This is a genomic window from Pseudomonas sp. A-R-19 (assembly GCF_019956575.1).
Classification (GTDB): Bacteria; Pseudomonadota; Gammaproteobacteria; order Pseudomonadales; family Pseudomonadaceae; genus Aquipseudomonas.
The window spans coordinates 40,331-63,591 of sequence record NZ_JAHBDR010000058.1; the positions used below are offsets into that span (position 1 = coordinate 40,331).

Annotated in this window: 22 protein-coding genes; 12 read left to right on the forward strand and 10 right to left on the reverse strand. The window is 59.8% G+C overall.

What is annotated here, in order from left to right:
• The first annotated feature begins 9 nt into the window (after positions 1–9).
• The 5 genes from KGA88_RS15910 (at position 10) to KGA88_RS15930 (ending at position 3,876) form a co-directional block, all read left to right on the forward strand.
• Entirely contained in the window at positions 10–1,404 is a 1,395-nt protein-coding gene (locus tag KGA88_RS15910; RefSeq protein ID WP_103396283.1) for a PhoH family protein, read from the forward strand.
• Positions 1,405–1,641: 237 nt separating this feature from the next.
• A complete protein-coding gene (moaC, locus tag KGA88_RS15915; protein ID WP_110663237.1) occupies positions 1,642–2,115 on the forward strand; it encodes a cyclic pyranopterin monophosphate synthase MoaC in 474 nt (157 codons plus the stop codon).
• Positions 2,112–2,354, forward strand: a complete 243-nt coding sequence (moaD, locus tag KGA88_RS15920; RefSeq protein WP_223592524.1) for a molybdopterin converting factor subunit 1 — start codon at positions 2,112–2,114, stop codon at positions 2,352–2,354. Before moaC ends, moaD begins: the two co-directional genes overlap by 4 nt.
• A 3-nt stretch (positions 2,355–2,357) precedes the next feature.
• Complete coding sequence (moaE, locus tag KGA88_RS15925; protein ID WP_223592526.1) at positions 2,358–2,810, forward strand: molybdopterin synthase catalytic subunit MoaE; 453 nt, start codon at positions 2,358–2,360, stop codon at positions 2,808–2,810.
• 289 nt (positions 2,811–3,099) lie between these two features.
• Positions 3,100–3,876, forward strand: a complete 777-nt coding sequence (locus tag KGA88_RS15930; protein WP_110657912.1) for an ABC transporter substrate-binding protein — start codon at positions 3,100–3,102, stop codon at positions 3,874–3,876.
• Between the two features lie 116 nt (positions 3,877–3,992).
• Here the strand turns inward: KGA88_RS15930 and KGA88_RS15935 are convergent, their stop codons facing one another.
• The 5 genes from KGA88_RS15935 to KGA88_RS15955 form a co-directional block, all read right to left on the reverse strand.
• Positions 3,993–4,634, reverse strand: a complete 642-nt coding sequence (locus KGA88_RS15935) for a transcriptional regulator (RefSeq protein WP_150715461.1) — start codon at positions 4,632–4,634, stop codon at positions 3,993–3,995.
• Between the two features lie 90 nt (positions 4,635–4,724).
• Positions 4,725–5,852, reverse strand: a complete 1,128-nt coding sequence (locus tag KGA88_RS15940) for an NAD(P)/FAD-dependent oxidoreductase (protein WP_223592528.1) — start codon at positions 5,850–5,852, stop codon at positions 4,725–4,727.
• A gap of 133 nt (positions 5,853–5,985) precedes the next feature.
• Entirely contained in the window at positions 5,986–6,930 is a 945-nt protein-coding gene (locus KGA88_RS15945) for an ornithine cyclodeaminase family protein (protein ID WP_223592531.1), read from the reverse strand.
• Between the two features lie 135 nt (positions 6,931–7,065).
• The gene (gene rhlB, locus KGA88_RS15950) at positions 7,066–8,556 is read right to left on the reverse strand and encodes an ATP-dependent RNA helicase RhlB (protein WP_110657919.1); all 1,491 of its coding nucleotides are present in this window, start codon (positions 8,554–8,556) and stop codon (positions 7,066–7,068) included.
• A 98-nt stretch (positions 8,557–8,654) separates the two neighbouring features.
• The gene (locus KGA88_RS15955; RefSeq protein ID WP_110657922.1) at positions 8,655–9,311 is read right to left on the reverse strand and encodes an alpha/beta hydrolase; all 657 of its coding nucleotides are present in this window, start codon (positions 9,309–9,311) and stop codon (positions 8,655–8,657) included.
• A gap of 468 nt (positions 9,312–9,779) precedes the next feature.
• Here KGA88_RS15955 and KGA88_RS15960 point away from each other — a divergent pair, with 468 nt between their 5' ends.
• From KGA88_RS15960 to KGA88_RS15985, 6 genes are all read left to right on the forward strand, one after another.
• Complete coding sequence (locus tag KGA88_RS15960) at positions 9,780–10,811, forward strand: amino acid ABC transporter substrate-binding protein (RefSeq protein ID WP_110657923.1); 1,032 nt, start codon at positions 9,780–9,782, stop codon at positions 10,809–10,811.
• A 65-nt stretch (positions 10,812–10,876) separates the two neighbouring features.
• Positions 10,877–12,058 carry an amino acid ABC transporter permease gene (locus KGA88_RS15965; RefSeq protein ID WP_110657924.1) on the forward strand — a complete coding sequence of 394 codons (1,182 nt, stop codon included), beginning with the start codon at positions 10,877–10,879 and terminating at the stop codon, positions 12,056–12,058.
• Between the two features lie 10 nt (positions 12,059–12,068).
• Positions 12,069–13,166, forward strand: a complete 1,098-nt coding sequence (locus tag KGA88_RS15970) for an amino acid ABC transporter permease (protein ID WP_110657926.1) — start codon at positions 12,069–12,071, stop codon at positions 13,164–13,166.
• A 28-nt stretch (positions 13,167–13,194) separates the two neighbouring features.
• Entirely contained in the window at positions 13,195–13,959 is a 765-nt protein-coding gene (locus KGA88_RS15975) for an amino acid ABC transporter ATP-binding protein (protein ID WP_104449323.1), read from the forward strand.
• Between the two features lie 262 nt (positions 13,960–14,221).
• On the forward strand, positions 14,222–14,881 hold the full coding sequence (locus KGA88_RS15980) for a FadR/GntR family transcriptional regulator (RefSeq protein ID WP_223592533.1): 660 nt from the start codon (positions 14,222–14,224) through the stop codon (positions 14,879–14,881).
• Positions 14,871–16,175, forward strand: coding sequence for a CynX/NimT family MFS transporter (locus tag KGA88_RS15985; protein WP_110657930.1), 1,305 nt, complete (start codon positions 14,871–14,873; stop codon positions 16,173–16,175). The genes KGA88_RS15980 and KGA88_RS15985 overlap by 11 nt, the downstream gene beginning before the upstream one ends.
• A gap of 13 nt (positions 16,176–16,188) precedes the next feature.
• Here KGA88_RS15985 and KGA88_RS15990 read toward each other — a convergent pair whose 3' ends face one another.
• The 5 genes from KGA88_RS15990 to KGA88_RS16010 form a co-directional block, all read right to left on the reverse strand.
• Positions 16,189–16,836 (reverse strand): DUF1120 domain-containing protein, encoded by a 648-nt coding sequence (locus KGA88_RS15990; RefSeq protein ID WP_110657932.1) that lies wholly within the window; start codon positions 16,834–16,836, stop codon positions 16,189–16,191.
• An 82-nt stretch (positions 16,837–16,918) separates the two neighbouring features.
• Positions 16,919–17,527 carry a DUF1120 domain-containing protein gene (locus KGA88_RS15995; RefSeq protein WP_223592536.1) on the reverse strand — a complete coding sequence of 203 codons (609 nt, stop codon included), beginning with the start codon at positions 17,525–17,527 and terminating at the stop codon, positions 16,919–16,921.
• 84 nt (positions 17,528–17,611) lie between these two features.
• Positions 17,612–18,754 (reverse strand): DUF1120 domain-containing protein, encoded by a 1,143-nt coding sequence (locus KGA88_RS16000; protein WP_223592538.1) that lies wholly within the window; start codon positions 18,752–18,754, stop codon positions 17,612–17,614.
• A 10-nt stretch (positions 18,755–18,764) separates the two neighbouring features.
• Positions 18,765–21,248: a fimbria/pilus outer membrane usher protein gene (locus KGA88_RS16005; protein WP_110657938.1), complete on the reverse strand. Its 2,484-nt coding sequence runs from the start codon at positions 21,246–21,248 to the stop codon at positions 18,765–18,767.
• A gap of 140 nt (positions 21,249–21,388) precedes the next feature.
• Positions 21,389–22,117 (reverse strand): fimbria/pilus chaperone family protein, encoded by a 729-nt coding sequence (locus tag KGA88_RS16010; RefSeq protein ID WP_110657940.1) that lies wholly within the window; start codon positions 22,115–22,117, stop codon positions 21,389–21,391.
• 472 nt (positions 22,118–22,589) lie between these two features.
• On the opposite strand from KGA88_RS16010, the gene KGA88_RS16015 reads away from it, so the two are divergent.
• The gene (locus tag KGA88_RS16015) at positions 22,590–23,216 is read left to right on the forward strand and encodes a response regulator transcription factor (protein WP_110657942.1); all 627 of its coding nucleotides are present in this window, start codon (positions 22,590–22,592) and stop codon (positions 23,214–23,216) included.
• Positions 23,217–23,261: the final 45 nt, after the last annotated feature.

Here is a 23,261-nt window from a genome sequence, read left to right on the forward strand (position 1 = left end):
TGACCGAGTATGGATGATCACGGACGTAGCTCTTCTTCCAACCAGCCAATCCTTTATGTACTCGATACCAACGTATTGATTCACGATCCAAACGCGCTGCTTAACTTCGAAGAACACCACGTCGCGATCCCGATGACCGTGCTTGAAGAGCTCGACAAGCTCAAGAGCGGGCATCACAGCGTTGCCGCCGAATGCCGCCAGGCCATCCGCCTGATCGACAAGACCTTGGGCGATGCCTCACCCGAGGACGTCGAGCAGGGTGTGCCGATCCAGCGTGGCAAAAGCGGACCCAAGGGTTTGCTGTCAATTCTGATGAGCAAACACGCCGAGCCGAACCTGATTCTGCCCGAGCACCTGAACGACAACAAAATCATCAATCAACTGATCGACCTGCACACCCGCGACCCGAAGAAGCCCGTGGTGCTGGTCACCAAAGACATCAACATGCGCCTCAAGGCGCGCGCCTGCGGGATTGCGGCCGAGGACTACAGCACCGACCAACTGGTCGACGACGTGTCCTTGCTGCCCAATGGCTACCACAACATGACCGGCTCATTCTGGGACCGCGTAAGCAAGGTCGAAACCCGTCAGGACCACGGCCGCACCTGGCATCAGGTGCAATTGATCGACAACCTGCCGGCGGTGCACATCAACGAATTCATCATTGATGAACAGGGCTTTGTCGGCTGGATCAAGGAGATCGAAGAGGACCGCTTGCTGATCCTCGACCTGCACCAGGAACCGCTGTTGCACCAGGAAGCCTGGGGCCTCAAGCCGCGTGATATCTATCAGAGCCTGGCGCTGTACGCGTTGCTCGATCCGGATATCCACCTGGTCAACCTGTCCGGTGCTGCAGGTTCCGGTAAAACCATCCTGGCGCTGGCCGCTGCGATCGAGCAGACCATGGTCAGCAAACGTTATCGCCGCATCATCGCCACCCGCAGCGTGCAGGGCCTGGACCAGGAAATCGGCTTCCTGCCCGGCACCGAGGCGGAAAAAATGGAGCCGTGGCTGGGCGCCATCACCGACAACCTCGAAGCCTTGCACATGGATGACGAAAGCACCCATGGCAGCGTCGACTACATCCTCAGCAAAGTGCCGTTGCAGTTCAAATCCCTCAACTACATCCGGGGCCGCAGCTTCCAGCAGAGCCTGATTTTGATCGACGAATGCCAGAACCTCACGCCGCACCAGATGAAAACCATCATCACCCGTGCCGGCGCCGGTTCCAAAGTGGTGTGCCTGGGCAACCTGGCGCAGATCGACACCCCTTACCTGTCCGCGACCAGCTCCGGGCTGACCTACCTCACTGAACGCTTCAAGGACTTCCCGAACGGGGTGCACATCACCCTGCAAGGGGTGCCACGCTCGATCCTGGCCGAATACGCCGAAACGCATTTGTAACTGTCCACCGGAACCGGGCGGCAGTGAGGTCGCCCGGTTTTTTATGCCGGACAAAATTCCCTTGTGGGAGCGGGCTTGCTCGCGAAAGCGTTGTGTCAGGCAACATTGAGGGTGGCTGACACTCCCTCTTCGCGAGCAAGCCCGCTCCCACATTGGTTCCAGGTTGTTCATGCAATCTAAGGTGCGGAAAATTGACCCGCAGGTTTACAATCGGGATTCCTGATCAGGAGTAATCCCGTGCTGACTCATCTCGATTCCCAAGGTCGCGCCAACATGGTCGACGTCACTGAAAAAGCCGTGACGTTCCGTGAGGCGACCGCTCAAGCGCTGGTGCGCATGCTGCCCGAAACCCTGAAGATGATCGTCAGCGGCGGCCACCCCAAGGGTGATGTGTTTGCCGTGGCGCGCATTGCCGGCATCCAGGCGGCGAAGAAAACCAGCGATCTGATTCCCCTGTGCCATCCGCTGATGCTGACCGGTGTCAAGGTCGAGCTCAGTGCTGAAGGCGACGATTCGGTGCGCATCGTGGCCCGCTGCAAGCTGTCCGGGCAGACCGGCGTCGAGATGGAGGCCCTGACCGCCGCCAGCGTCGCTGCGCTGACGATCTATGACATGTGCAAGGCCGTCGATCGCGGCATGACCATCGAAAGCGTGCGCCTGCTGGAGAAGGTCGGCGGCAAGAGCGGTCATTTCCAGGCGGAGCAGCCATGAACGTGACCGTGAAGTTTTTCGCCCGTTATCGTGAAGCGCTGGGTCTGGACTCGGTGAAAGTAGAAGGCAACTTCGCCACCGTCGACGACGTCCGCGCGCTGTTGGCCCAGCGAGACGGTGCCGAGGTGTTGAGCGAGCCAAACCTGATGTGCGCCCGCAACGAAGACCTGTGCCAGCTCGACGAGCCGGTCAGCGAGGGCGATGAAGTGGCGTTCTTTCCGACCGTGACCGGAGGCTGAACCATGGCCATTCGCGTGCAGTCCACGGCGTTCGACCCGGGTGCCGAAGTCAATGCCATGCACGATGCCAATGTCGGCGTGGGTGCGGTGGTGAGTTTTGTCGGCTACGTGCGCGACTTCAATGACGGCCTGGACGTCGCCGGGATGTTCCTCGAGCACTATCCCGGCATGACTGAAAAGGCCCTCGGCAAGATCGCCACCGAGGCCGGGCAGCGCTGGCCGCTGCTCAAGCTGGAAGTGCTGCACCGCATCGGCGCCCTGGAACCGGGCGAGCCGATTGTCTTCGTCGGAGCGGCCAGCGCCCATCGGCAGGCGGCGTTCGACGCCTGCGCCTTTGTCATGGATTACCTGAAAACCCGTGCACCGTTCTGGAAGAAAGAAAACACCAGCGACGGACCGCGTTGGGTCGAGGGGCGTGATAGTGATCATGCGGCGGCGGATCGCTGGAAGCAGTAGTTTCTGCGGCGTTCTGAAGTCAGCCTTCGCGAGCAAGCCCGCTCCCACAGGGTTTTGTGTACGACACAGAACCCTGTGGGAGCGGGCTTGCTCGCGAAGAGGCCATCTAATTCAGCCAATACCTTGCAGATCCACCACCCGACCATCAACCGGCACGGGCTGCATTTGCCTCATTGACGATTCATACATAAAAGTCCAGTATGGAATTATAAGTACAAAAAAGGTTCCCGCCCCGTTTCAGCTTTTTCTTCTGTCTTGCCAAACCAACAACAACCCGCGAGAAACGAACATGAAGAAGTTCCCCCTCATTACCGGTCTGGCCCTGAGCCTGTTGGCGTGCAGTTCTGTGTTTGCCGCCGAGAAAACCCTGCGCATCGGCATTGAAGCCGCTTACCCACCGTTCGCCTCGAAAACCGACAAAGGCGAGATCGTCGGTTTCGACTATGACATCGGCAATGCCCTGTGCGCGCAGATGAAGGTCAAGTGTGTGTGGGTCGAAGGCGAGTTCGATGGTCTGATTCCTTCCCTGAAGGTGAAGAAAATCGACATGGCGCTGTCGTCCATGACCATCAACGAAGACCGCAAGAAGTCGGTGGACTTCACCCACAAGTACTATTTCACCTCGTCGCGCCTGGTGATGAAGGACGGCGCGGTGGTGGATGACCAGTACGCCAGCCTCAAGGGCAAGACCGTCGGCGTGCAGCGCGCCACCACCACCGACCGTTACGCCTCCGAGGTGTTCGAGCCCAAGGGCATCAACGTCAAGCGCTACAGCAACAACGAAGAAATCTACATGGACCTGGCGGCCGGTCGCCTCGACGCGATTTTTGCCGACACCATTCCGCTCAATGACTTCTTGTCGATGCCGCGTGGCCAGGGTTATGCCTTTGTCGGGCCGGAGTTGAAAGATCCGAAGTATGTGGGGGAAGGTGCCGGGATTGCCGTGCGCAAGGGCAATACCGAGTTGGTCAGCGAGCTGAACACGGCCATTGATGGCATTCGCAGCAGTGGCGAGTACCAGAAGATTTCCGAGAAGTACTTCAAGTCAGATATTTACGGCGACTGACAGTCCGCTTTCGCGAGCAAGCCCGCTCCCACATTTGATCTCCATAAGACGAAGATCCAGTGTGGGAGCGGGCTTGCTCGCGAAGAGGCCAGATCAAGCAATACAAATCTCAGTGCCTAGCCCTTCAATTCCTTCAAATGCTTGTACACCGTCGCCCGGCCCATGTTCAGCACATTGGCCACGTAGTTCGATGCGCTTTTGCCCTTGAACGCGCCTTCGGCGTGCAACGCCAGCACCAGTTCACGCTTGTGGTCGCGGGTCAGCAGATTCAGGCTCAACTGGCGCTCGCGCAGCCAGGCGTGGAGGAAGGTGTTGATCCGCTCCTGCCAGTCATCGCGGAACAGGGCGTCCGGTTGCGGGATCAGTTTGGTCGGCGACAGGAACAGGTCCAGGGCGGCCTTGGCATTCTCGAACAACGAAATATTCAGGTTGATGCACAGCACCGCCAGCGGATGCCCCTCGCTGTCGCGCAAAACGGTGCTGAGGCTGCGAATTTTCTGACCATCCCAATTGAGCTTTTCGTACGGCCCGATATTTCGTTCGCTGGCATCCTCGCTGAGCATGTCTTCCAGCGCCGAGTCGTCGCCGATTTCGCGCTTGGACAGGTTGTTGGCGATGTAGTCGACCTTTTGCGTGCGCAGGTCATGCAGCACCACTTCGGCGTGGGGAAAGAACAACGTGGCGATGGCGTCGGCGATCGCGTGGAAGTTATCCAGGGACGTGTCGTTCAGGGCCGGGTCTTTTTCGGGGGCGTTCATACGGTGGAACTCCAGGCAGCGTCAGCGCCCCATCAAAGGGGCGCTGAAAGTGTGCCGTAATCGTGTGGGCGCGTCACCTGAGGATCTGGATCAGCCGAGGCGGGCAGGGGAGAGCATTTCGGCACTCAGGCCGAAACGGCCGAGCGTCTCGGGCAACGCCGCACCGCGTACCAGCGCGGCGCTGGCCTGGCCCATGGCCGGCGAGGTCTGGATGCCATAACCGCCCTGTGCCGCGACCCAGAACAGGCCCGGCACCTGTGGATCGAAACCGGACAGCAGGTCGCCATCGCTGACGAAGCTGCGCAAGCCGGCCCAGGTGCGGGTCGGGCGGCGAATGGTCAGGGTCGTGGCTTCTTCGATCTGGTAGATGCCCATGGCAATGTCCAGCTCTTCGGGTTGCACGTCGTGGGGTTCCACCGGGTCGGCGTTGGCCGGCGAACCGAGGAACATGCCGGCGTCGGGTTTCATGTAGAAGGATTCGTCGAGGCTGACCAGCATCGGCCAATGGTGGATGTCCACGCCCTCTGGTCCGGCGAAGATGAACGCGGCACGGCGTTTGGGTTGCAGGCCCAGAGGCTGCGCGCCGGCCAATTCACCGATCTTGTCGGCCCAGGCGCCCGCGGCGTTGATGATGATCGGTGCGCTGAAGGTCTGGCTGCCGGTCTGGACGAGCCATGTACCTTGATCATCGCGGCTCAGGCTGACGACCTCGCTGTCGGTATGCACTACACCCTGGTTGCGGCGGATGCCGCGCAGGTAGCCTTGGTGCAGGGCATCGGTGTCGATGTCGCTGGCGCTTGGGTCGTAGATGGCGCCGTGGACTTTTTCCCGGCGCAGGACGGGTACCAATGCGCAGGCCTCATCTGCGTTGAGCAATTGCATCTCTGGCACGGTGGTTTTTGCGCTCTGGTATTGCCTGTTCAGTTCATCCGGATCGCCAGTGAGATCCACGGTCATCTCGCCGCGCGGGGTCAGCAGCGGGTGTTCGCAGAAGCCAACGGGCGGGTTGTCGAAAAAGTCGCGGCTGGCCAGGGTCAATGCCCGCACTTGCGGGGTGCCGTAGGCGGCGGTGTACAACGCCGCCGACCGACCGGTGGAGTGATAGGCGGGATGGGATTCGCGTTCGAGTACAATCACGCGGCCATGCTGCGACAGCCAGAAACCTGTGGAAGCGCCGGCAATCCCGCCGCCGATGATGATGAAGTCTGCCTGGCTCATGAATGTCTCCTGAAAGGGCATAAATGGGTAGTCCCTGTAGGAGCCGGCTTGCTGGCGATAGCATCACCGCGGTTTATCAGATGGACCGCGGCGTCTGTATCGCTGGCAAGCCAGCTCCTACAGGGGTGTGGCGTTAGTGAGATAGGCGATGGATCGCATTGGCCAGCGCAATGTCTTCCAGGCCCAGGCCGATGGAGCGGAAGAACACGTGGCGGTCGTAAGCGGGGCGCTGCACTTTCTCGCTGATCAGGTCGGGCAGGTCGCCGACAATCGCGTCCTTGTCCCAGCCGTGTTGTTCGGCGGCGATCAGCATTTCACCGGCCGAGCCCGGGGTGGTCAGGCGATAGTCGCAGAACACCTGCATGTCGTTGAGGCTCTGCGGCGGCACTTCGTGGGCACGCGGGGCGTTGGTGCTGATGGAGGTGATCAGCGCCGGTTTGCTCAGGCTTGTCGGGTCGATCACCGGGCCGGGGGAGGAGGTGCAGAGCATGATCACGTCGGCGTCTTCAACGGCGGCTTCGCGACTGTCGAGGATGTTCAGGCGTGGTTCGATGTTTTTCAGCAGGCTCACGGTTTCGGCATCTTCACTCAGGCCTGGCGAGTACAGGCTGATGCTCTGCCAGTCGCGCAGGCCCCTCACGTAATGGAGGTGCGCCTGGGCCACTTTGCCACTGCCGATGATGGCCAGGCGATTGGCTGTGAGCGGCGCGAGGGCGTCGACCGCTACGGCGGTGGTCGCGGCGGTGCGTGCCGTGGTCAGTTCGCCCGCGTCGCACAGCAACAGCGGCTGCCCGGTTTGCATCGACATCAGCAAAGTCCACGCCGTCACCAATGGTCCCTGTTCACGGACGATGTACGGCGAAGTCTTGATCCCGTACACGCCATCCTCGGCCAGCACGCCCAGGTAGTTGATGAAGTCGCCGGCGCCCTGTGGAAACTCCACCAGTTGCTGCGCCGGTTGTACGGCTTGCCCCGCGGCCAGGTCGCGGAACATCTTGCGCAGGATCTGCGGTACATCGACCTGCGCCAGCAACTCGCGAGCCTGGGCTTGGGTGATCACTTGGGGCGTACTGGACATGGTCGGCTCCGGAGCTGAAAGTAAACTAATTTGTCTATTATGGACTTTTAGTTGTCTCTAGCAAGCTCCTGTTGAAAAGCCGGGCGAAAAAAAAGCGCAGTCCGTTTCCGGCTGCGCTTGTCTTTTCAGCGTCGCTTAATGCGGACGCTTGCGTTCAACGGCCCGCAACAGATGCGTCGGTGGCGTTTCACAGCTGATCTTGCGCCCCAGCTTTTCCTCGATGGACGGTAGCTGATAGGAGTCGTCTTCACCGGCAAAGCTGATCGATACACCGTCGGCACCTGCACGCCCGGTACGCCCGATGCGGTGCACGTAGTCGTCCGGCACTTCCGGCAGGGTGAAGTTGATCACGTGGCTGATGCCGTCGATGTGGATACCGCGACCGGCCACGTCGGTGGCGACCAGCACGCGAATCTTGCCTTCGCGGAAGCCTTCCAGGGTCTTGATGCGCTTGTGCTGCGGCACGTCGCCGGACAGTTGCGCGGCGTTGATGCCGTCGCGCACCAGGCGTTCTTCGATGCGCCGCACTTCATCCTTGCGGTTGGCGAACACGATGACCCGCTCCCAACCATTGTCGTTGACCAGGTTGAAGAGCAGTTTGTATTTGTCGGCACCGGCCACCGCGTAGATGTGCTGTTCGACGTTTTCGTTGGCCACGTTCTGCGACTCGATCTCGACGATCGACGGGTCGGTGGTCCATTGCTTGGCCAGGTTCATCACGTCTTCGGTGAAGGTCGCGGAGAACAGCAGCGTCTGGCGCTCGGACTTCGGCGGCGTCTGGCGAATGATCTGGCGCACTTGCGGGATGAAGCCCATGTCGAGCATGCGGTCGGCTTCGTCCAGCACCATCACTTCGACCATGTCCAGATGCACGTCGCCGCGCTGGTTGAAGTCCAGCAGGCGGCCTGGCGTGGCCACGAGGATGTCGCAGTGACGGGCTTCGAGGTGCTTGAGTTGCTTGTCGAAGTCCATGCCGCCGACGAACGTCATGACGTTGAGGCCGGTGTACTTGGTCAGGTCGGCGGCGTCCTTGGCGATCTGCACCACCAGTTCGCGGGTCGGCGCGATGATCAGCGCCCGTGGCTCACCCATGTAGCGCTCTTTCGGCGGCGGGGTTTGCAGCAACTGGGTGATGATCGAAATCAGGAACGCAGCGGTTTTGCCGGTGCCGGTCTGGGCGCGGCCGATGGCGTCTTTGCCTGCGAGGGTGAAGCCCAACACCTGGGCCTGGATCGGCGTGCAATACGGGAAGCCCAGGTCCTGGATGGCGTGCATCAGTTCAGGGGCGAGTTTGAAATCGTGGAAGCGGGTTTTGCCTTCCTGGGGCTCGACGACGAAGTCTTCGAGTTTCCATGGGATGACCGGTGCCTTGGGCTTGGGTTCGCGGCGCGGCCTGGCGGGTTTCGGCGTTTCGCTGCGCGGTTGTTCCGGGGCTGCTACTGCCGCAGGTTGGGCAGCTTTTGCGGTCTCCGGCTCATGCTTGGGTGCCGCAACGGGGGCGGCCCGTTCAGACTGATTACCGTCGGTGCGGTGGCTGGGAGCGTGAGACGCAGCGCTGGGAACTGGCGCGAGTTGCTCAGTCTCGCTTTTACCGAACATTTTCTTGAGTGCTTTGAGCACGGTCATCTCATCAATTGGTTAAGGAATGTACGCCGGCCAGTGTAATGCAAGAATCGGGCGCGGCGTAGGGGGATGGATCAAAGGGTGTTTTTAAACATTCATGTTCAGCGCAGGCGCTCGGAGAGCCAGGCGCCGATATCACGAATCTCCTCGGGTAACACTTCGTGACCCATTGGGTATTCCTGCCATGTCACGGTGACACCACGCTGCTTCAAATGCTCGTAGGCGCTGCGTCCCATCGAGTTTTGCACGACATCGTCGTATTGGCCGTGCATCGACAGTACCGGAGTGCGCTGCTGGCTGGCGGACAGTTCCAGTTGGTCGCTGAAGGTCGGTGCATAAGTAGAAAGGGCAACTACGCCACCGAGTGGTCCCTGCCATTTCAGAAACGCGGTGTGGAACACCACGGCGCCACCCTGGGAAAAGCCTGCCAGGAAAATACGCGAGGCGTCTATTCCGAGGGCTCGCTGGGTGTCGATTAATTTGATGACTCTGTCCGACGACTCTTCCAGTTGCTCGCGGTTGATCGCGCGCGCGGGGTTCATGGCCAATATGTCGTACCAGCTCGGCATCTCATATCCGCCATTGATGGTGACGGCGCAGGTGGGGGCCTGAGGGAGAACGAAGCGGGTGGTCAGCAATGTTTCCTGCAACGCTTCGGCCACTGGCAGGAAGTCGTAGCGATCGGCGCCCAGGCCGTGCAGCCAGATAACGCAGGCGTCTGCGGGCTTGACGGGTTCAAGAATCAGGGGCTCGGTCATGTCTGCTCCAATGTTGTGCGTGCGCTCTCATTGAGTGCGAGGGCTGAGTGCGCGTCAGGTTGATCAGTTACGAAGATGTCGCAAGGTTACAAGTTTTGCTATTGACCTGCAGCTGAACCGCTTCGGTGAGCGGTGTGGTACGGGCTTTGCTATGGCGAAGTCTGTATGAAAAATCCCACGTCTGTCGGTAACACTATCAGGCCAAGGTTATTAGTGGGATTGAAAAAAATCCGGTGATGGATGTTCGCCAAAGGCCGCTACGGGGCTTCGCGAACGTGAAAGGGCTACAGCCCGTTCGGCCGACTGGTGAGAGTGAGTTTTCCATGATGTGGATTTTCTCCTACTAGACTCATAGCTAACGTCTTACGTCGGTTGACCCCAAAACAAGCCAACTCGGGTCAACTACGCCTCATAAGGGTGCGACAGGACTCACGCTCCGACACAACAAGAGCAAAACTGGAGGTTTGAATGAAGATGTTGAAATCCACCCTGGCTATCGTGACTGCAGCCGCAGTACTCGGTGTCAGCGGGTTTGCCCAGGCGGGTGCAACCCTGGATGCAGTGATGAAGAAAGGTTTCGTGCAGTGTGGCGTCAGCGATGGCCTGCCAGGCTTCTCGGTTCCGGATTCCACCGGCAAGATCGTGGGTATCGATGCGGACTACTGCCGCGCAGTAGCGGCCGCTGTCTTCGGCGACGCGACCAAGGTCAAGTTCAGCCAGTTGAACGCCAAGGAGCGCTTCACCGCGCTGCAATCCGGCGAAATCGACATCCTGTCGCGCAACACCACCATGACCAGTTCCCGTGATGCGGGCATGGGCCTGAAATTCCCAGGCTTCATCACTTACTACGACGGCATCGGCTTCCTGGTAAACAACAAGCTGGGCGTGAAAAGCGCTAAAGAACTGGACGGTGCAACCATCTGCATCCAGGCCGGTACCACTACCGAACTGAACGTTTCCGACTACTTCCGCGGCAACGGCCTGAAGTACACCCCGATCACTTTCGACACCTCCGATGAAAGCGCCAAGTCGCTGGAATCCGGTCGTTGCGACGTACTGACCTCCGACAAGTCCCAGCTGTTCGCCCAGCGCAGCAAGCTGGCTTCGCCTAAGGATTACGTGGTTCTGCCGGAAACCATTTCCAAGGAACCTCTGGGCCCGGTCGTGCGTAATGGCGACGACGAGTGGCTGGCCATCGTGCGCTGGACTGGCTACGCCATGCTCAACGCTGAAGAAGCCGGCATCACTTCGAAGAACGTCGAAGCCGAAGCCAAGGGCACCAAGAACCCTGACGTTGCCCGTCTGCTGGGTACCGACGGTGAATACGGCAAAGACCTGAAAGTGAAGAAAGACTGGGTCGTGCAGATCATCAAGCAAGTAGGCAACTACGGCGAAGTGTTCGAGAAAAACCTCGGCAAGGACACCCCGCTGGAAATCGACCGCGGGCTGAACGCTCTGTGGAACGCTGGCGGCATTCAATACGCACCACCAGTGCGCTGATGGTTCTGTCACCCGGTGGGCCAACCACCGGGTGATGTTCTGTTCCATTATTTCCGGGGCACTTCATGCAAAATTCAATCGGCGCACCAAAGCAGAGGCTCAGCCTCAGCGATCCGAAAGTGCGTGCGTGGCTATTCCAGATCATCACCATTGTCGCGGTGGTCTCGATGGGCTGGTATCTGTTCGATAACACCCAGACCAACCTGCAACACCGGGGCATTACCTCCGGTTTCGACTTTCTCGAGCGCAGTGCCGGTTTCGGCATCGCTCAACACCTGATCGACTACACCGAAGCGGACACTTACGCCCGGGTGTTTGTCATCGGTCTGCTCAATACCTTGCTGGTGACTTTCATCGGCGTGATCCTGGCGACGATCCTCGGTTTCATCGTCGGTGTGGCGCGGCTGTCGAAGAACTGGATCATCGCCAAGCTGGCGACGGTGTATGTGGAAGTCTTCCGCAACATTCCGCCGCTGCTGCAGATCCTGTTCTGGTACTTCGCGGTATTCCTGACCATGCCGGGGCCGCGCAACAGCCACAACTTCGGCGACACCTTCTTCGTCAGCAGCCGTGGCCTGAACATGCCGGCGGCGTTGATGGCGGACGGCTTCTGGGCGTTTGTGATCAGCATTGTCGTGGCCATCGTCGCCATCGTGCTGATGAACCGATGGGCGACCAAACGCTTCGAAGCCACCGGTGTACCGTTCCACAAGTTCTGGGTCGGCCTGGCGCTGTTCCTGGTGATCCCGGCCTTGTGCGCACTGATCTTCGGCGCGCCGCTGCACTGGGAAATGCCCAAGCTGCAGGGCTTCAACTTCGTCGGCGGCTGGGTGTTGATCCCGGAACTGCTGGCGCTGACCCTGGCCCTGACTGTGTACACCGCGGCGTTCATCGCCGAGATCGTGCGCTCGGGCATCAAGTCGGTCAGCCACGGCCAGACCGAGGCGGCGCATTCGCTCGGCCTGCGCAACGGCCCGACCCTGCGCAAGGTGATCATCCCGCAGGCCCTGCGCGTGATCATTCCACCGCTGACCAGCCAATACCTGAACCTGGCGAAGAACTCCTCGCTGGCGGCCGGTATCGGTTATCCGGAAATGGTCTCGCTGTTCGCCGGGACCGTGCTCAACCAGACCGGCCAGGCGATCGAGGTGATTGCGATCACCATGAGCGTGTACCTGGCGATCAGTATCAGCATTTCCCTGCTGATGAACTGGTACAACAAGCGCATTGCGCTGATCGAGCGGTAAGGAAAAGCGCATGAGCACTCATACTTTCAAACCTGACATGCCTCCACCAAGCAGCAGCATCGGTGTGGTGGCGTGGATGCGCGCGAACATGTTCTCCAGCTGGCTCAACACCCTGCTGACCCTGTTTGCGTTCTACCTCATTTACCTGGTGGTACCGCCAATCCTGCACTGGGCCATCCTCGATGCGAATTGGGTGGGCACGACCCGCGCCGACTGCACCCAGTCGGGCGCCTGCTGGGTGTTCATCCAGCAGCGTTTCGGCCAGTTCATGTATGGCTACTACCCGCCGGTACTGCGCTGGCGCGTGGACCTGACGGTGTGGCTGGCGATTGTCGGCGTGGCACCGTTGTTCATCTCGCGCTTTCACCATAAGGCGGTGTACGGGCTGAGCTTCCTGGTGCTGTACCCGATTATTGCCTGGTGCCTGCTGCATGGCGGCGTATTGGGTCTGGACGCCGTGGCGACCAGCCAGTGGGGCGGCCTGATGCTGACCCTGGTGATCGCCACCGTCGGCATCGCCGGCGCGTTGCCGCTGGGGATTGTCCTGGCGCTGGGCCGTCGTTCGAACATGCCGGCGATTCGCGTGGTCTGCGTGACCTTCATCGAATTCTGGCGCGGCGTGCCGTTGATCACGGTGCTGTTCATGTCCTCGGTGATGTTGCCGTTGTTCCTGCCCGAAGGCATGAACTTCGACAAACTGCTGCGGGCCCTGATCGGCGTGATCCTGTTCCAGTCGGCCTACGTGGCCGAGGTGGTGCGCGGTGGTCTGCAGGCAATTCCAAAAGGTCAGTACGAAGCGGCCGCAGCGATGGGGCTGGGCTACTGGCGCAGCATGGGCCTGGTGATTCTGCCGCAAGCCCTGAAGCTGGTGATCCCCGGCATCGTCAATACCTTCATCGCGCTGTTCAAGGACACGAGCCTGGTGATCATCATCGGCCTGTTCGACCTGCTCAACAGCGTCAAGCAAGCCGCCGCCGATCCGAAATGGCTGGGCATGGCCACCGAAGGCTATGTGTTCGCCGCCCTGGTGTTCTGGATTTTCTGTTTTGGTATGTCGCGCTATTCCATGCATCTGGAACGCAAGCTCGACACTGGCCACAAGCGCTAAGTCGCTACCTAATTTAGGAAGTTTTGTGATGAGCGAAGCAAACAAAAAGCCTGTGAGCCCTGAAGGCATTATTCAGATGCAGGGCGTGAACAAGTGGTACGGCCAGTTTCACGTACTCAAGGACATCAACCTCAACGTCAAGCAGGGCGAGCGCATCGTCCTGTGTGGCCCGTCGGGTTCGGGCAAATCCACCACCATCCGCTGCCTCAACCGTCTGGAAGAACACCAGCAGGGCCGCATCGTGGTCGATGGCGTGGAGCTGACCAACGACCTCAAGCAGATCGAAGCGATCCGCCGTGAAGTCGGCATGGTGTTCCAGCATTTCAACCTGTTCCCGCACCTGACCATCTTGCAGAACTGCACCCTGGCGCCGATGTGGGTGCGCAAGATGCCCAAGCGCAAGGCCGAGGAAATTGCCATGCACTACCTGGAACGCGTACGCATTCCGGAGCAGGCGCATAAATACCCGGGGCAACTGTCCGGCGGCCAGCAACAGCGTGTGGCGATCGCCCGCGCACTGTGCATGAAACCGAAAATCATGCTGTTCGACGAACCGACTTCGGCGCTCGACCCAGAGATGGTGAAGGAGGTTCTCGACACCATGATTGGCCTGGCTGAAGACGGCATGACCATGCTCTGCGTAACCCACGAAATGGGTTTCGCCCGCACCGTGGCCAACCGTGTGATCTTCATGGACAAGGGCGAAATCGTCGAACAGGCCGCGCCGAACGACTTCTTCGATCACCCGCAGAATGAGCGTACCAAGCTGTTCCTGAGTCAGATCCTGCATTGATTGAACCCAGGCACTGAAATAAACCCGGACTGCGTTCCGGGTTTATTTTTGCCTGCGATTCCTGCCCATGGAACGGATACACCAACTACCGCCCCTGTAGGAGCTGGCTTGCCAGCGATGGCGATTTTCCATTCAGCATCGTCAGTGATTGATCCACCGATATCGCTGGCAAGCCAGCTCCTACACGGGGGTTGTGTGATGGCCGTTAGCTGACTAACATGTCAGAAAATTCATCCTATGATTGGATGAAAGGGCGAATCCTATGTCAGAAGCTGCTCCACTCGTTAAACGATCCCTGGTCGATCAGGCCCTGGACCAACTGCGCCAGCGCATCAACCAAGGTATTTGGACCGTCGGCCAGCGCTTGCCCACCGAGCCAGAGTTGTCCGCCGAGCTGGGCATCAGCCGCAATACCGTGCGTGAAGCCATGCGCGTGCTGGCGTTTTCCGGGTTGATCGAAATCCGTCAGGGCGACGGCAGTTACCTGCGGGCGGTGGTCGATCCGCTCGATACCTTGAAGGCGCTGTCCCGTTGCTCCCTTGAGCAGGCCCGGGAAACCCGGCACATCCTCGAAGTCGAGGCCATCGGCCTGGCAGCCATGCGCCGCACCGATGAAGATCTGGTGGCATTGCGCGAGGCCTTGGGTGTCAGCGGCAGTCACTACCACGGCGATCTCGACACCTACATCGCCTGCGATCTGGTGTTCCACCGCCGGTTGGTGGACGCCGCGCACAACCCGACCCTCAGCGAGTTGTATCGCTATTTCTCCAACATCGTCGGCGCGCAATTGCGCCAGACCCTGAACATCGTCCCGCGCCGCCAGGAAGTGTTCGACCTGCACATCGCATTGCTCGATGCCGTCGAACAACGCGACCCGGAACGGGCCAAATCCCTGTCGAGGCAGTTGATCAATGAACCTTGAAACCGAGAAGTCGATACAGCGCAGTGATTTATCCACAGCCCCCAAACGCTCGGCAGAGTTGGAAGAACTGCTGATCGACGCCGAGGCTGATGACGAACAGGTTCAGCAAACCCACCCGGTTCTGCGCCGGCCGTGGTTGTTGCTGCTGGGCCTGGTACTGGTGGCGCTGAACCTGCGCCCGGCGCTGTCGAGCATGGCGCCGATGCTCAGCGAAGTGTCGAAGTCCCTCGGGCTATCGGCTTCCCAGGCCGGTTTGCTGACGACGTTGCCGGTACTTTGCCTCGGCCTGTTTGCGCCGCTGGCACCGCTGCTGGCAAGACGTTTTGGGGCTGAGCGTGTGGTGTTGGGCATTCTTCTGACCCTCGCTGGCGGGATCATCTTGCGCAGTTCCTTTGGCGAGATTGGCCTGTTCGCCGGCAGCGTACTGGCCGGTGCCAGCATCGGCGTGATTGGCGTGTTGCTGCCGGGCATCGTCAAGCGCGATTTCCCGAAACAGGCCGGGACCATGACCGGTGTCTACACCATGGCCCTGTGCCTGGGCGCGGCGATGGCGGCGGGTGCGACCGTGCCGCTCAGTGAGCATTTCGACAAGAGCTGGGCGCTGGGCCTCGGCTTCTGGGTCATTCCGGCATTAGCGGCCGCGCTGTTCTGGTTGCCACAAGTCGGCCAAAAACACGGCGCGCACAACGTCGCCTACCGCGTCCGCGGACTATTGCGTGACCCGCTGGCCTGGCAGGTGACCTTGTACATGGGCCTGCAATCGTCCCTGGCCTACATCGTGTTCGGCTGGTTGCCGTCGATCCTGATCGGTCGCGGCCTGACCCCGACCCAGGCCGGGCTGGTGTTGTCGGGCTCGGTGATCGTGCAACTGGTCAGCTCCCTCGCCGCGCCATGGCTGGCGACGCGTGGCAAGGATCAGCGCCTGGCGATCGTAATCGTGATGGCGCTGACCCTCGGCGGTCTGTTCGGTTGCCTGTACGCCCCGATTGAAGGTCTGTGGGGCTGGGCCATTGTGCTCGGGCTGGGGCAGGGCGCCACGTTCAGCCTGGCGTTGACCCTGATTGTGCTGCGTTCGCGGGATGCCCATGTGGCGGCGAACCTGTCGAGCATGGCCCAGGGCTTCGGTTACACCCTGGCGTCCATGGGGCCGTTCGCGGTCGGTATCGTGCATGACTTGACCGGCGGCTGGACGGCCGTGGGCTGGATCTTCGGCGTCATCGGTCTGGGGGCGATCATTGCCGGCCTCGGTGCCGGGCGGGCGCTGTATGTGCACGTCAGCAGTGAGAAAATTTAATCGCGACGTACGCCTATAAATAGAGAACCTCCAGGGTCGCAGAGCCGTTGAGTGTTGCATCGCTACTCAAGTCCAGCGTTGAGGTGGGGGCAATGACGGTGACGAGCTTGACCCGACTGCTCAGGTTCTGAATTGCCACAGGACCTGCGGTGCTGCCCGCTACATCGGTGAAGCCCAGATAACTTCTGGCGCTGATCGGTAGGGGGTCGGCCCTGGATGTACTCCACGCCCGCCCCGCAGTGGTGGAGTCGGTTCGATACACTTGAGGCACTGCGTCCACTATGGTGCTGGCGGGATCGAAATTCAGTGAATACAGGCCGATCTTGTTGCCGCTGCGATCGAACTCCAGGCCATAGTAGATCTGACTGTCGACGATGGCCGAGCCTTCGCGGTTGTCCTGCATGAGCAATGCGAAACGGGCTGCTGCCGTGCAGCTGATGTTGAGGTCGAGGAACTCGTCACGCAGTTGCGTCCTTTTGTCGACGCTCAGGTCTTGCCGGGAGATCATCCCGTAGTCGACAACGCCGTTGTTGGAAAATATCGGGGTGCAGGCGACCGGGGTGATGAGGCCGTTGACAGTCAAATCAGCGGTAGGCGCCGCCAGGGCGCAAGTCGTACTCATCAACAACGTTACGGTCAGGATCAAAGGTATACGCTTCATCGGTAAATTCCTTTTCGAGAAGAAGGTATAGGTGCTGAACCGCTTGTTCATAGAGGCAACGAACGGTTCAGCGTCCTGGTCCTTAGAGGTACATCACTTCAAACGTTGCGGAGCCGTCAAGGTCGAGGTCGCCGACCAGCGTCAGCTCGTCAGCACGGAGGATGTAGGTGTCGACCTTAAAGTCCACGGTGACATTCTGTGCATCGATCGGTGTGGTACTGCTAGGGGTGGCTGCGGACAACCAAATTCCCGGTTTAGCAGAGTCTGTTCTCGCCCAAGTGACTCCGTTGTCGTTTGACTCGATAGGATCAACAACGGCTGTATCAGCTGTGACTCGCTGAATTAGTGGGGTAAAGAATCCCACCGGATTTCCGTCGTTCAGGCCAAGGCCAAACCCGTCACCAATACCTGAGCCGGCTTTATTGTCGATTGCAATGATGGCGAAGCCGGTAGATCCATCGCAGTTCATGGACAATGAAACATCATGACTGCCAACTAGGGTGTTCTGCTCCTGTTCAAGCTGATTGTACGAGATCGATCCCAGGTCAATGTCACCAACGGAGAGTGTCGGCGTGCAAGCGACTGGCGTGATGACGCCGCTGACCGTCAGTTCAGTGCTCGGCCCTGCCAGAGCAAAAGGAGCGACGCTGATCAGTGCCGTCGTGGTGAGTGCTGCGAAGTACTTTTTCATGGGTGAAACTTCCTTTCTGTAGTTGACCTTGAAGGGTCCTGGGCGCGTGATTGCGCCTCGGCTTCAACAAGGTTGGGTGGGTTGTTACGGGTAAAACATCTCTATCGTCCCTGAGCCGTCGAGTTGAACGTCGGTGCTCAGGTCCAGGCTCGCCGTGGGGGCGATGACGGCATCGACCGTGACCGTGGTTGCGAGGTTCTGGATCGTGGCCGGCCCTGCGGTGCTGGCGGCGCTGTCGGTAAAGCCCAGGTAGCTTTGCTGGGCGATCGCTATGGGGTTTGAACTGGCGGTGCTCCAGGCCACGCCTCGGGTGGTGGAGTCGGTTCGATACATGCGGGTAAAACTGTCCACGCTGGCGTTGGCGGGATCGACAGTCAGCGAGTACAGGCCAATCTTGTTGCCGCGCCTATCCAGACCCAGTCCGTAGTAAATCCCGCTGTTGACCGTCGCCGTACTTGGGCGGTTGTCATGCATGACCAGGGCAAATTGCGTCGGTGCGTCGCAGCCAATTCGCAGGGTTAGATCCTTGGGAGGCAGTCGGGTGTTTTGGTCGGGATTCAGGTCGTTTATCGATAACCGACCGAAATCCACCTGGCCGCCATTGGACAGATCCAGGGTGCAGGCGACGGGGGCGAAACTGGCACGCAGGGTTATCTCCCTGGTGCGTCCCGTAGCGACCGCATCAAGCAGGCCGGTGGTTTCCCAGACCACCGCGTCTCGTATCTGCAAGGCTTTTTCCGGCGCCCAGGCTGTCAGTTCCAGTTGCGCCGACAGGCTTTGTCCTTGTACCGCCACACCACCTCGAACCGGAACGATCGCCTGTTGCGGTCGCCAGAGCAGACTCGAAGCGATTTCTTCGGGTACCTGGCCGACGGCGGAAATCTGGCCCAGGTCCACCGGCTGCCCATCGAGTACGGCGTCCCCCATACGCACGGCATAGCTGCCGTGCTCGGCAAAGCGAAAGCGTTCGGCGGTCGCGGACATGGCGCGGTAGAACAGGGTCATGTCAGTGGGTTGTGGGCAGTTCAGGGTCAAGCTCAGACGGCGCTCGCCCAGGGTTCGCTCCGCGGGGGCATGGGCGCGTATTGATCGATTCATCACGCCGTAATCGAGTACGGGCTGACTCAAGGTGAGTTGGCATTCATCGGTGAGCGCCCAGGCCTGAGGCGCAAGGGCGCTCAACATCAAGGTGCCGAGTGTCAACAGTAAAGGGTGGGAGAGCTTCATAGGGGCATCCTCAAAGTGTTCGGCACTGGGCGGTGGCGGTCTCGTAATACACCTGGATATTGGCCTTGGCGGGCAGCTCGAACCGCAGTTCGCAGCGCTCCAGCCCCGGTGCGGTTATCCATAGGTCGCGCGTGTCCAGGACGTTGGGCAGAAACACCAACCCCCCTTCTTGAGCGAGCGTGACGAACTCACCGTTTGCGGTGGTTACCGTCGCGCCACGGGGCAGGGGGGCACCGTTGTCGGTGGTAACCTTGAGCAAGGCACGACGGGTCAACGTGACACCGAACTCGACTTTGTCGACGGCTCCGCGCCCGGCGGACACTATGGCCAGTCCGTTGTTGATATCGAGGTTGCGAGGCAGCGAGCGGGTGTCGACTTCTACCGGGCTGCGACCATAGGCGCGCACTTGAGGAACCACGGCGTGACCTTGCCAATCGGTCCATACCGGACCGCTTGGGGTCGAGACTTTGATGGCGCTCGTATCGCCCACCGAAAGCAGCGCGAAGGTGTCCCGCACGGCATATGGCGAAAACGTCAAGCCGTCGCCGTGCAATACAGCTGCGCCACGCGCGCCAATCTGGTAGCTGGAGTGTTCGGCATCGGAGCGGGTGTAGCTCAAGTCCAATTGGCTGTAGCGAGGCAGCAGGGAAACTCCTGCCGAGGACTGCACTTGTCTGTCTCGTGTGTCGTGCTCGACCCCGACCCGGTAACTCAACTGGTCGTTGAGCTGCTCGTTCAAGCCGACACCACTGCGGTATTCGCCAGCTGAACTGCGTACCCACGTGCGCGCCCGACGATTTTCACCCAGTGGAATGCTCAAACTCAGGTAAACGCTGTCGTCGCTGCGTTGGCTACCGCTGACTTGCCATTGCGCCGTGGCCGACACCGACACGCCGCCGATCTGGGTGCCCCAGGACGCCAGGGCGCGGCTGCTGTTTTGTCCGTCGAAAGTCGTTGAGCGATTGACGCCGCTGCTGAACGCGCCTAACCCGGGGTGTGACCAGGCAAGCGACAGGCTCTGCTGATCGCGGTAACGCGACTGGCTGCGCTCCGACCGGGAATCGAACACTGCCTCCGATAGCTCGCGATAGCCGAAGGTCCGGTGCGAAGTTCCGGCATTGATCGACCACTGCTTTCCCATGCGTTGCGAAACATTCAGGTCGGCCTGAAGCCCGCTGTCGGCCTGGCGGGTGCTGGTGTCGGTCGCTTGCAGGGTGGCCTGGATCTGTGTGTCGGGCCCTGGCAGCAGGCCCAGGCCTGCGCCCGCAGCGCGGTAGTTGGTGGTCCCGGTGGCACCGGTGGTAAGCAGGACATTCGGGTTGAGTGCTCCGCTCCAGCCACCGCTGATCACCCAGGGCTCGCCGCTCTGTGCAGCGCCGAGACTACGTACCTGGCCGGCGGCCAGCGAAAAACCGGGAGCCGGCAAGCCAACACCGAGCATGGCGACGGGGACCGTGAAGCGTTGCTCGCTGCCGTCCGCTTCCTTGACGGTGACCTCGACATCGGAGCGACTGTCGAGCCGACGCACGTTGCTCAGGGAAAACGGCCCGGCCGGCACCACTGTCGAGTGGATCAGTGAACCGTTCTGCCGGATTTCAACCTGAGCCTGGCTGTGAGCAATCCCCTCGATGGGATTGCTTTGGCCTTCGACCCGGAGCGCCTGCTCGGTCATGAGCTGGACGCCGGTGATCTGCGCGCCAGCCAGTACCGGGTTATAGAGATTGACCTGACCCGCTTGAAGCACCGTCTCATGGCTGGCAAAGGTGCGCTGGGCGTAGGCCGCAAGGTGAGTGGTACTGGACACATCGTTCTGCCAGGTCTGCACCTGACGACTACGCACAATCCAGTCGCCGGCATTGAAACCGACTTCGGTATTGGCTGAGAGGTAGCGGTTCGATTGGCTGCCGTATTGGCTGTGAAGGCTGTTGACGTCGTAGTTGAGTAATCCGGCGATACCGCCGGTTTGATAGCCCGAAACATCCCGGACAGCCGGACGTATTGCCTGGGTGGGTACTATCAATGACAGGCCGAGGTTGGCCGGGTCCTGTTCGATTCGGGTTTGCGGCCACGTGGCGAGTACGTCGAAGCAGCCTTTGTCGCTGGCTGGAGTTGGGGGTACGGTCAGGTTTGCCGCATCGAGCAGGGCAGGGTCAAAGCACAAGTCGCCTTCGCCGTTGAATGTGACGTCCACCCGGCCACTACGCAGGCCATTGACCGTGAGGGTGATCGGATGTCGGCCAGCGGTGAAGTTCGGAGCGGCCAGCAGCAGGGTTGCGAGAATGGGGTCGATACCGCGTTGACTCAGCATGTTCTGGTCGAACGAAGTCAGCAACGAAGCAGCATTGAGGTCTTCGGCATTGGCTTCGAGCCCAATCAGCACGTTGCTCAGCAGCAACAGCATGCCGGTCTTGGCCCGCGACAGTTGAGGGAACGTGTCGGCCGACCGAATCGCAGGCATGGCTTCGCCATCACGGTATTTCAATACGGTGTTCATGAGGCTCACTTGGGTTATGTCTAGGTGCCGGCTTGATCCGCGACGGCTTTCGTCACACAGGCGGCGACGGCAAAACAGGCCGTCACGTTGAGATGTCGACGCCTGCCTTTCCCTGCACGGCGCTATCGGTTGTATTGGTTCTAGGGAACGAGCAGCGCTTCATAGGGAGGCACGGCAAAGCCATAGACGGTCGCGGGATGAATTCGAACCTGGGTGGCAGCCTTTACTGGGGTGGAAACGCTGATGTGGTCCCCGGGTAGCACGTAGGTTCGCGGTAGCATTGCACCGCTCCCGGAAGGCAGCAGTTGTACTTCCTGGGCCAGGCGTACGACATAAGGTGTTTCGTTGCGCACGCTCAGTTGACCCTCCTGCAGCGACCATTTCAGGTCGGTCCACGGTGTGCGGTTGAGCGCCAGGCCTGCGGGGTGAAGGATGATCGGCAGGTTCTGGCGCACCGTCACACCCACACGGGCATGCCCGGCTTCGGGAGCAGATTTGTTTTGGGGGATGCCTTCAAAAATCACTCGTTTCAAACGCTGGGTGAGCAGGGGCTTTTCTGATTGCAGGATGAAACGCACCAATTGTGACTTTGAGGCTTCAACGCGTGCCAGTGGCGGTGTCACGAACACCAATGGTTCGAGGTCTTCAGGAATGTCTTCGATGGTGACGTGCAGCAGTGCCAGGCTGGCGTCGGTATTGGTCACCGAGACAGCAGTTTCCCCATTGGCTTCATTGACGATCACAACGGACGTATCGGGCACCATGCCGTCGGCGTGGACCTGTGCGATCCAAAACAGAGCACACGCACTGATGCCCGTATGGGTCAGGCGGCGCATCTGCTTCAAAAGTAATGTCTTGAAGTCTCTCATTGAAATTCCCGGATAAAAGACCCTTGGCATGGTTCGCCATACAGGTAACGCAAGGATTGCGTGAGCAGGAGTTCAGTGTGTTGGGTCATTGGCGTCTTGTTCATGTATTCGATAGTCATGCAGAGAGTGAGCACAGTTCCGTACAGGTATGGCCGGACTGCTTGGCAGGTCACAACTTAGCGAGTCGGCGGAGTGGGAGGAATGCAACTAGTACGAAAAGAGAGGGGGCGTGTATGAAAGAGTGTTGCGGACTACACAGAATTTCTGACGAGGAATACTTTGTTTGTAGTCCTCCTGCGTAGTCTTCAGTGCGCTGCAATGTAGGAACCGTCTATTTGTTAGATGGGCAAAGACTTGGTCCATTGAATACATTGAGGGGGGGGACGTTAGAGCTCGGGGGCGGGGCGTTGTGGATGGGTAGGAACGGCGCTATTTTCCGCGCCTTAGTGCCACAAGCAGGAGGTACCCTACAATGCGAGTCGTAATTGCTGACGACCACTCTGTCGTTCGTGTCGGGCTACGCATACTCATCAACGCCAGCAGGCGATGCGTGATCGTCGGTGAGGCTGACAATGCCGACAGCTTGATGAATGTGCTTTCTAGCACGCCTTGTGACCTGCTGATCACTGACTTCTCCATGCCGGGAGGGCAGCAGGCCGATGGCTTGAAAATGTTGAGTACGATTCAACGCCTTTACCCCGCCTTGCCGATCATTCTGGTGACAATGTTTACCAGTGTGGCGACGGCAAGGGCTGCGTTGGCTCAAGGAGTGATGGCCATCGTCGCCAAGGCCGCATCGGCGACTGAGTTGTCCCTGGCGATCAAAGCGGTGCAGGAAGGGCACCATTACCTTAGTGAGTCCCTGCGCACGCTATTGGCCAACGCCAGCCATCAGTTGCACGAATCGCCACTGTCTGCCAGGGAGCACGAAGTGGTCCGAATGCTCGCCAGCGGCATGACCGTCAGCGAAATCGCCATTTATTTCAAACGCAGCGTGTCGACCATCAGTAAACAAAAGAACATGGCCATGCACCGGTTGGGTATTTCCACGGACGTTGATCTTTTTACCTACGCCCGGGACAGCGGAATGACGTACTGAAATGACGTGAATAATCACCGCGTTATTTTCGTCATGAATGCAGAT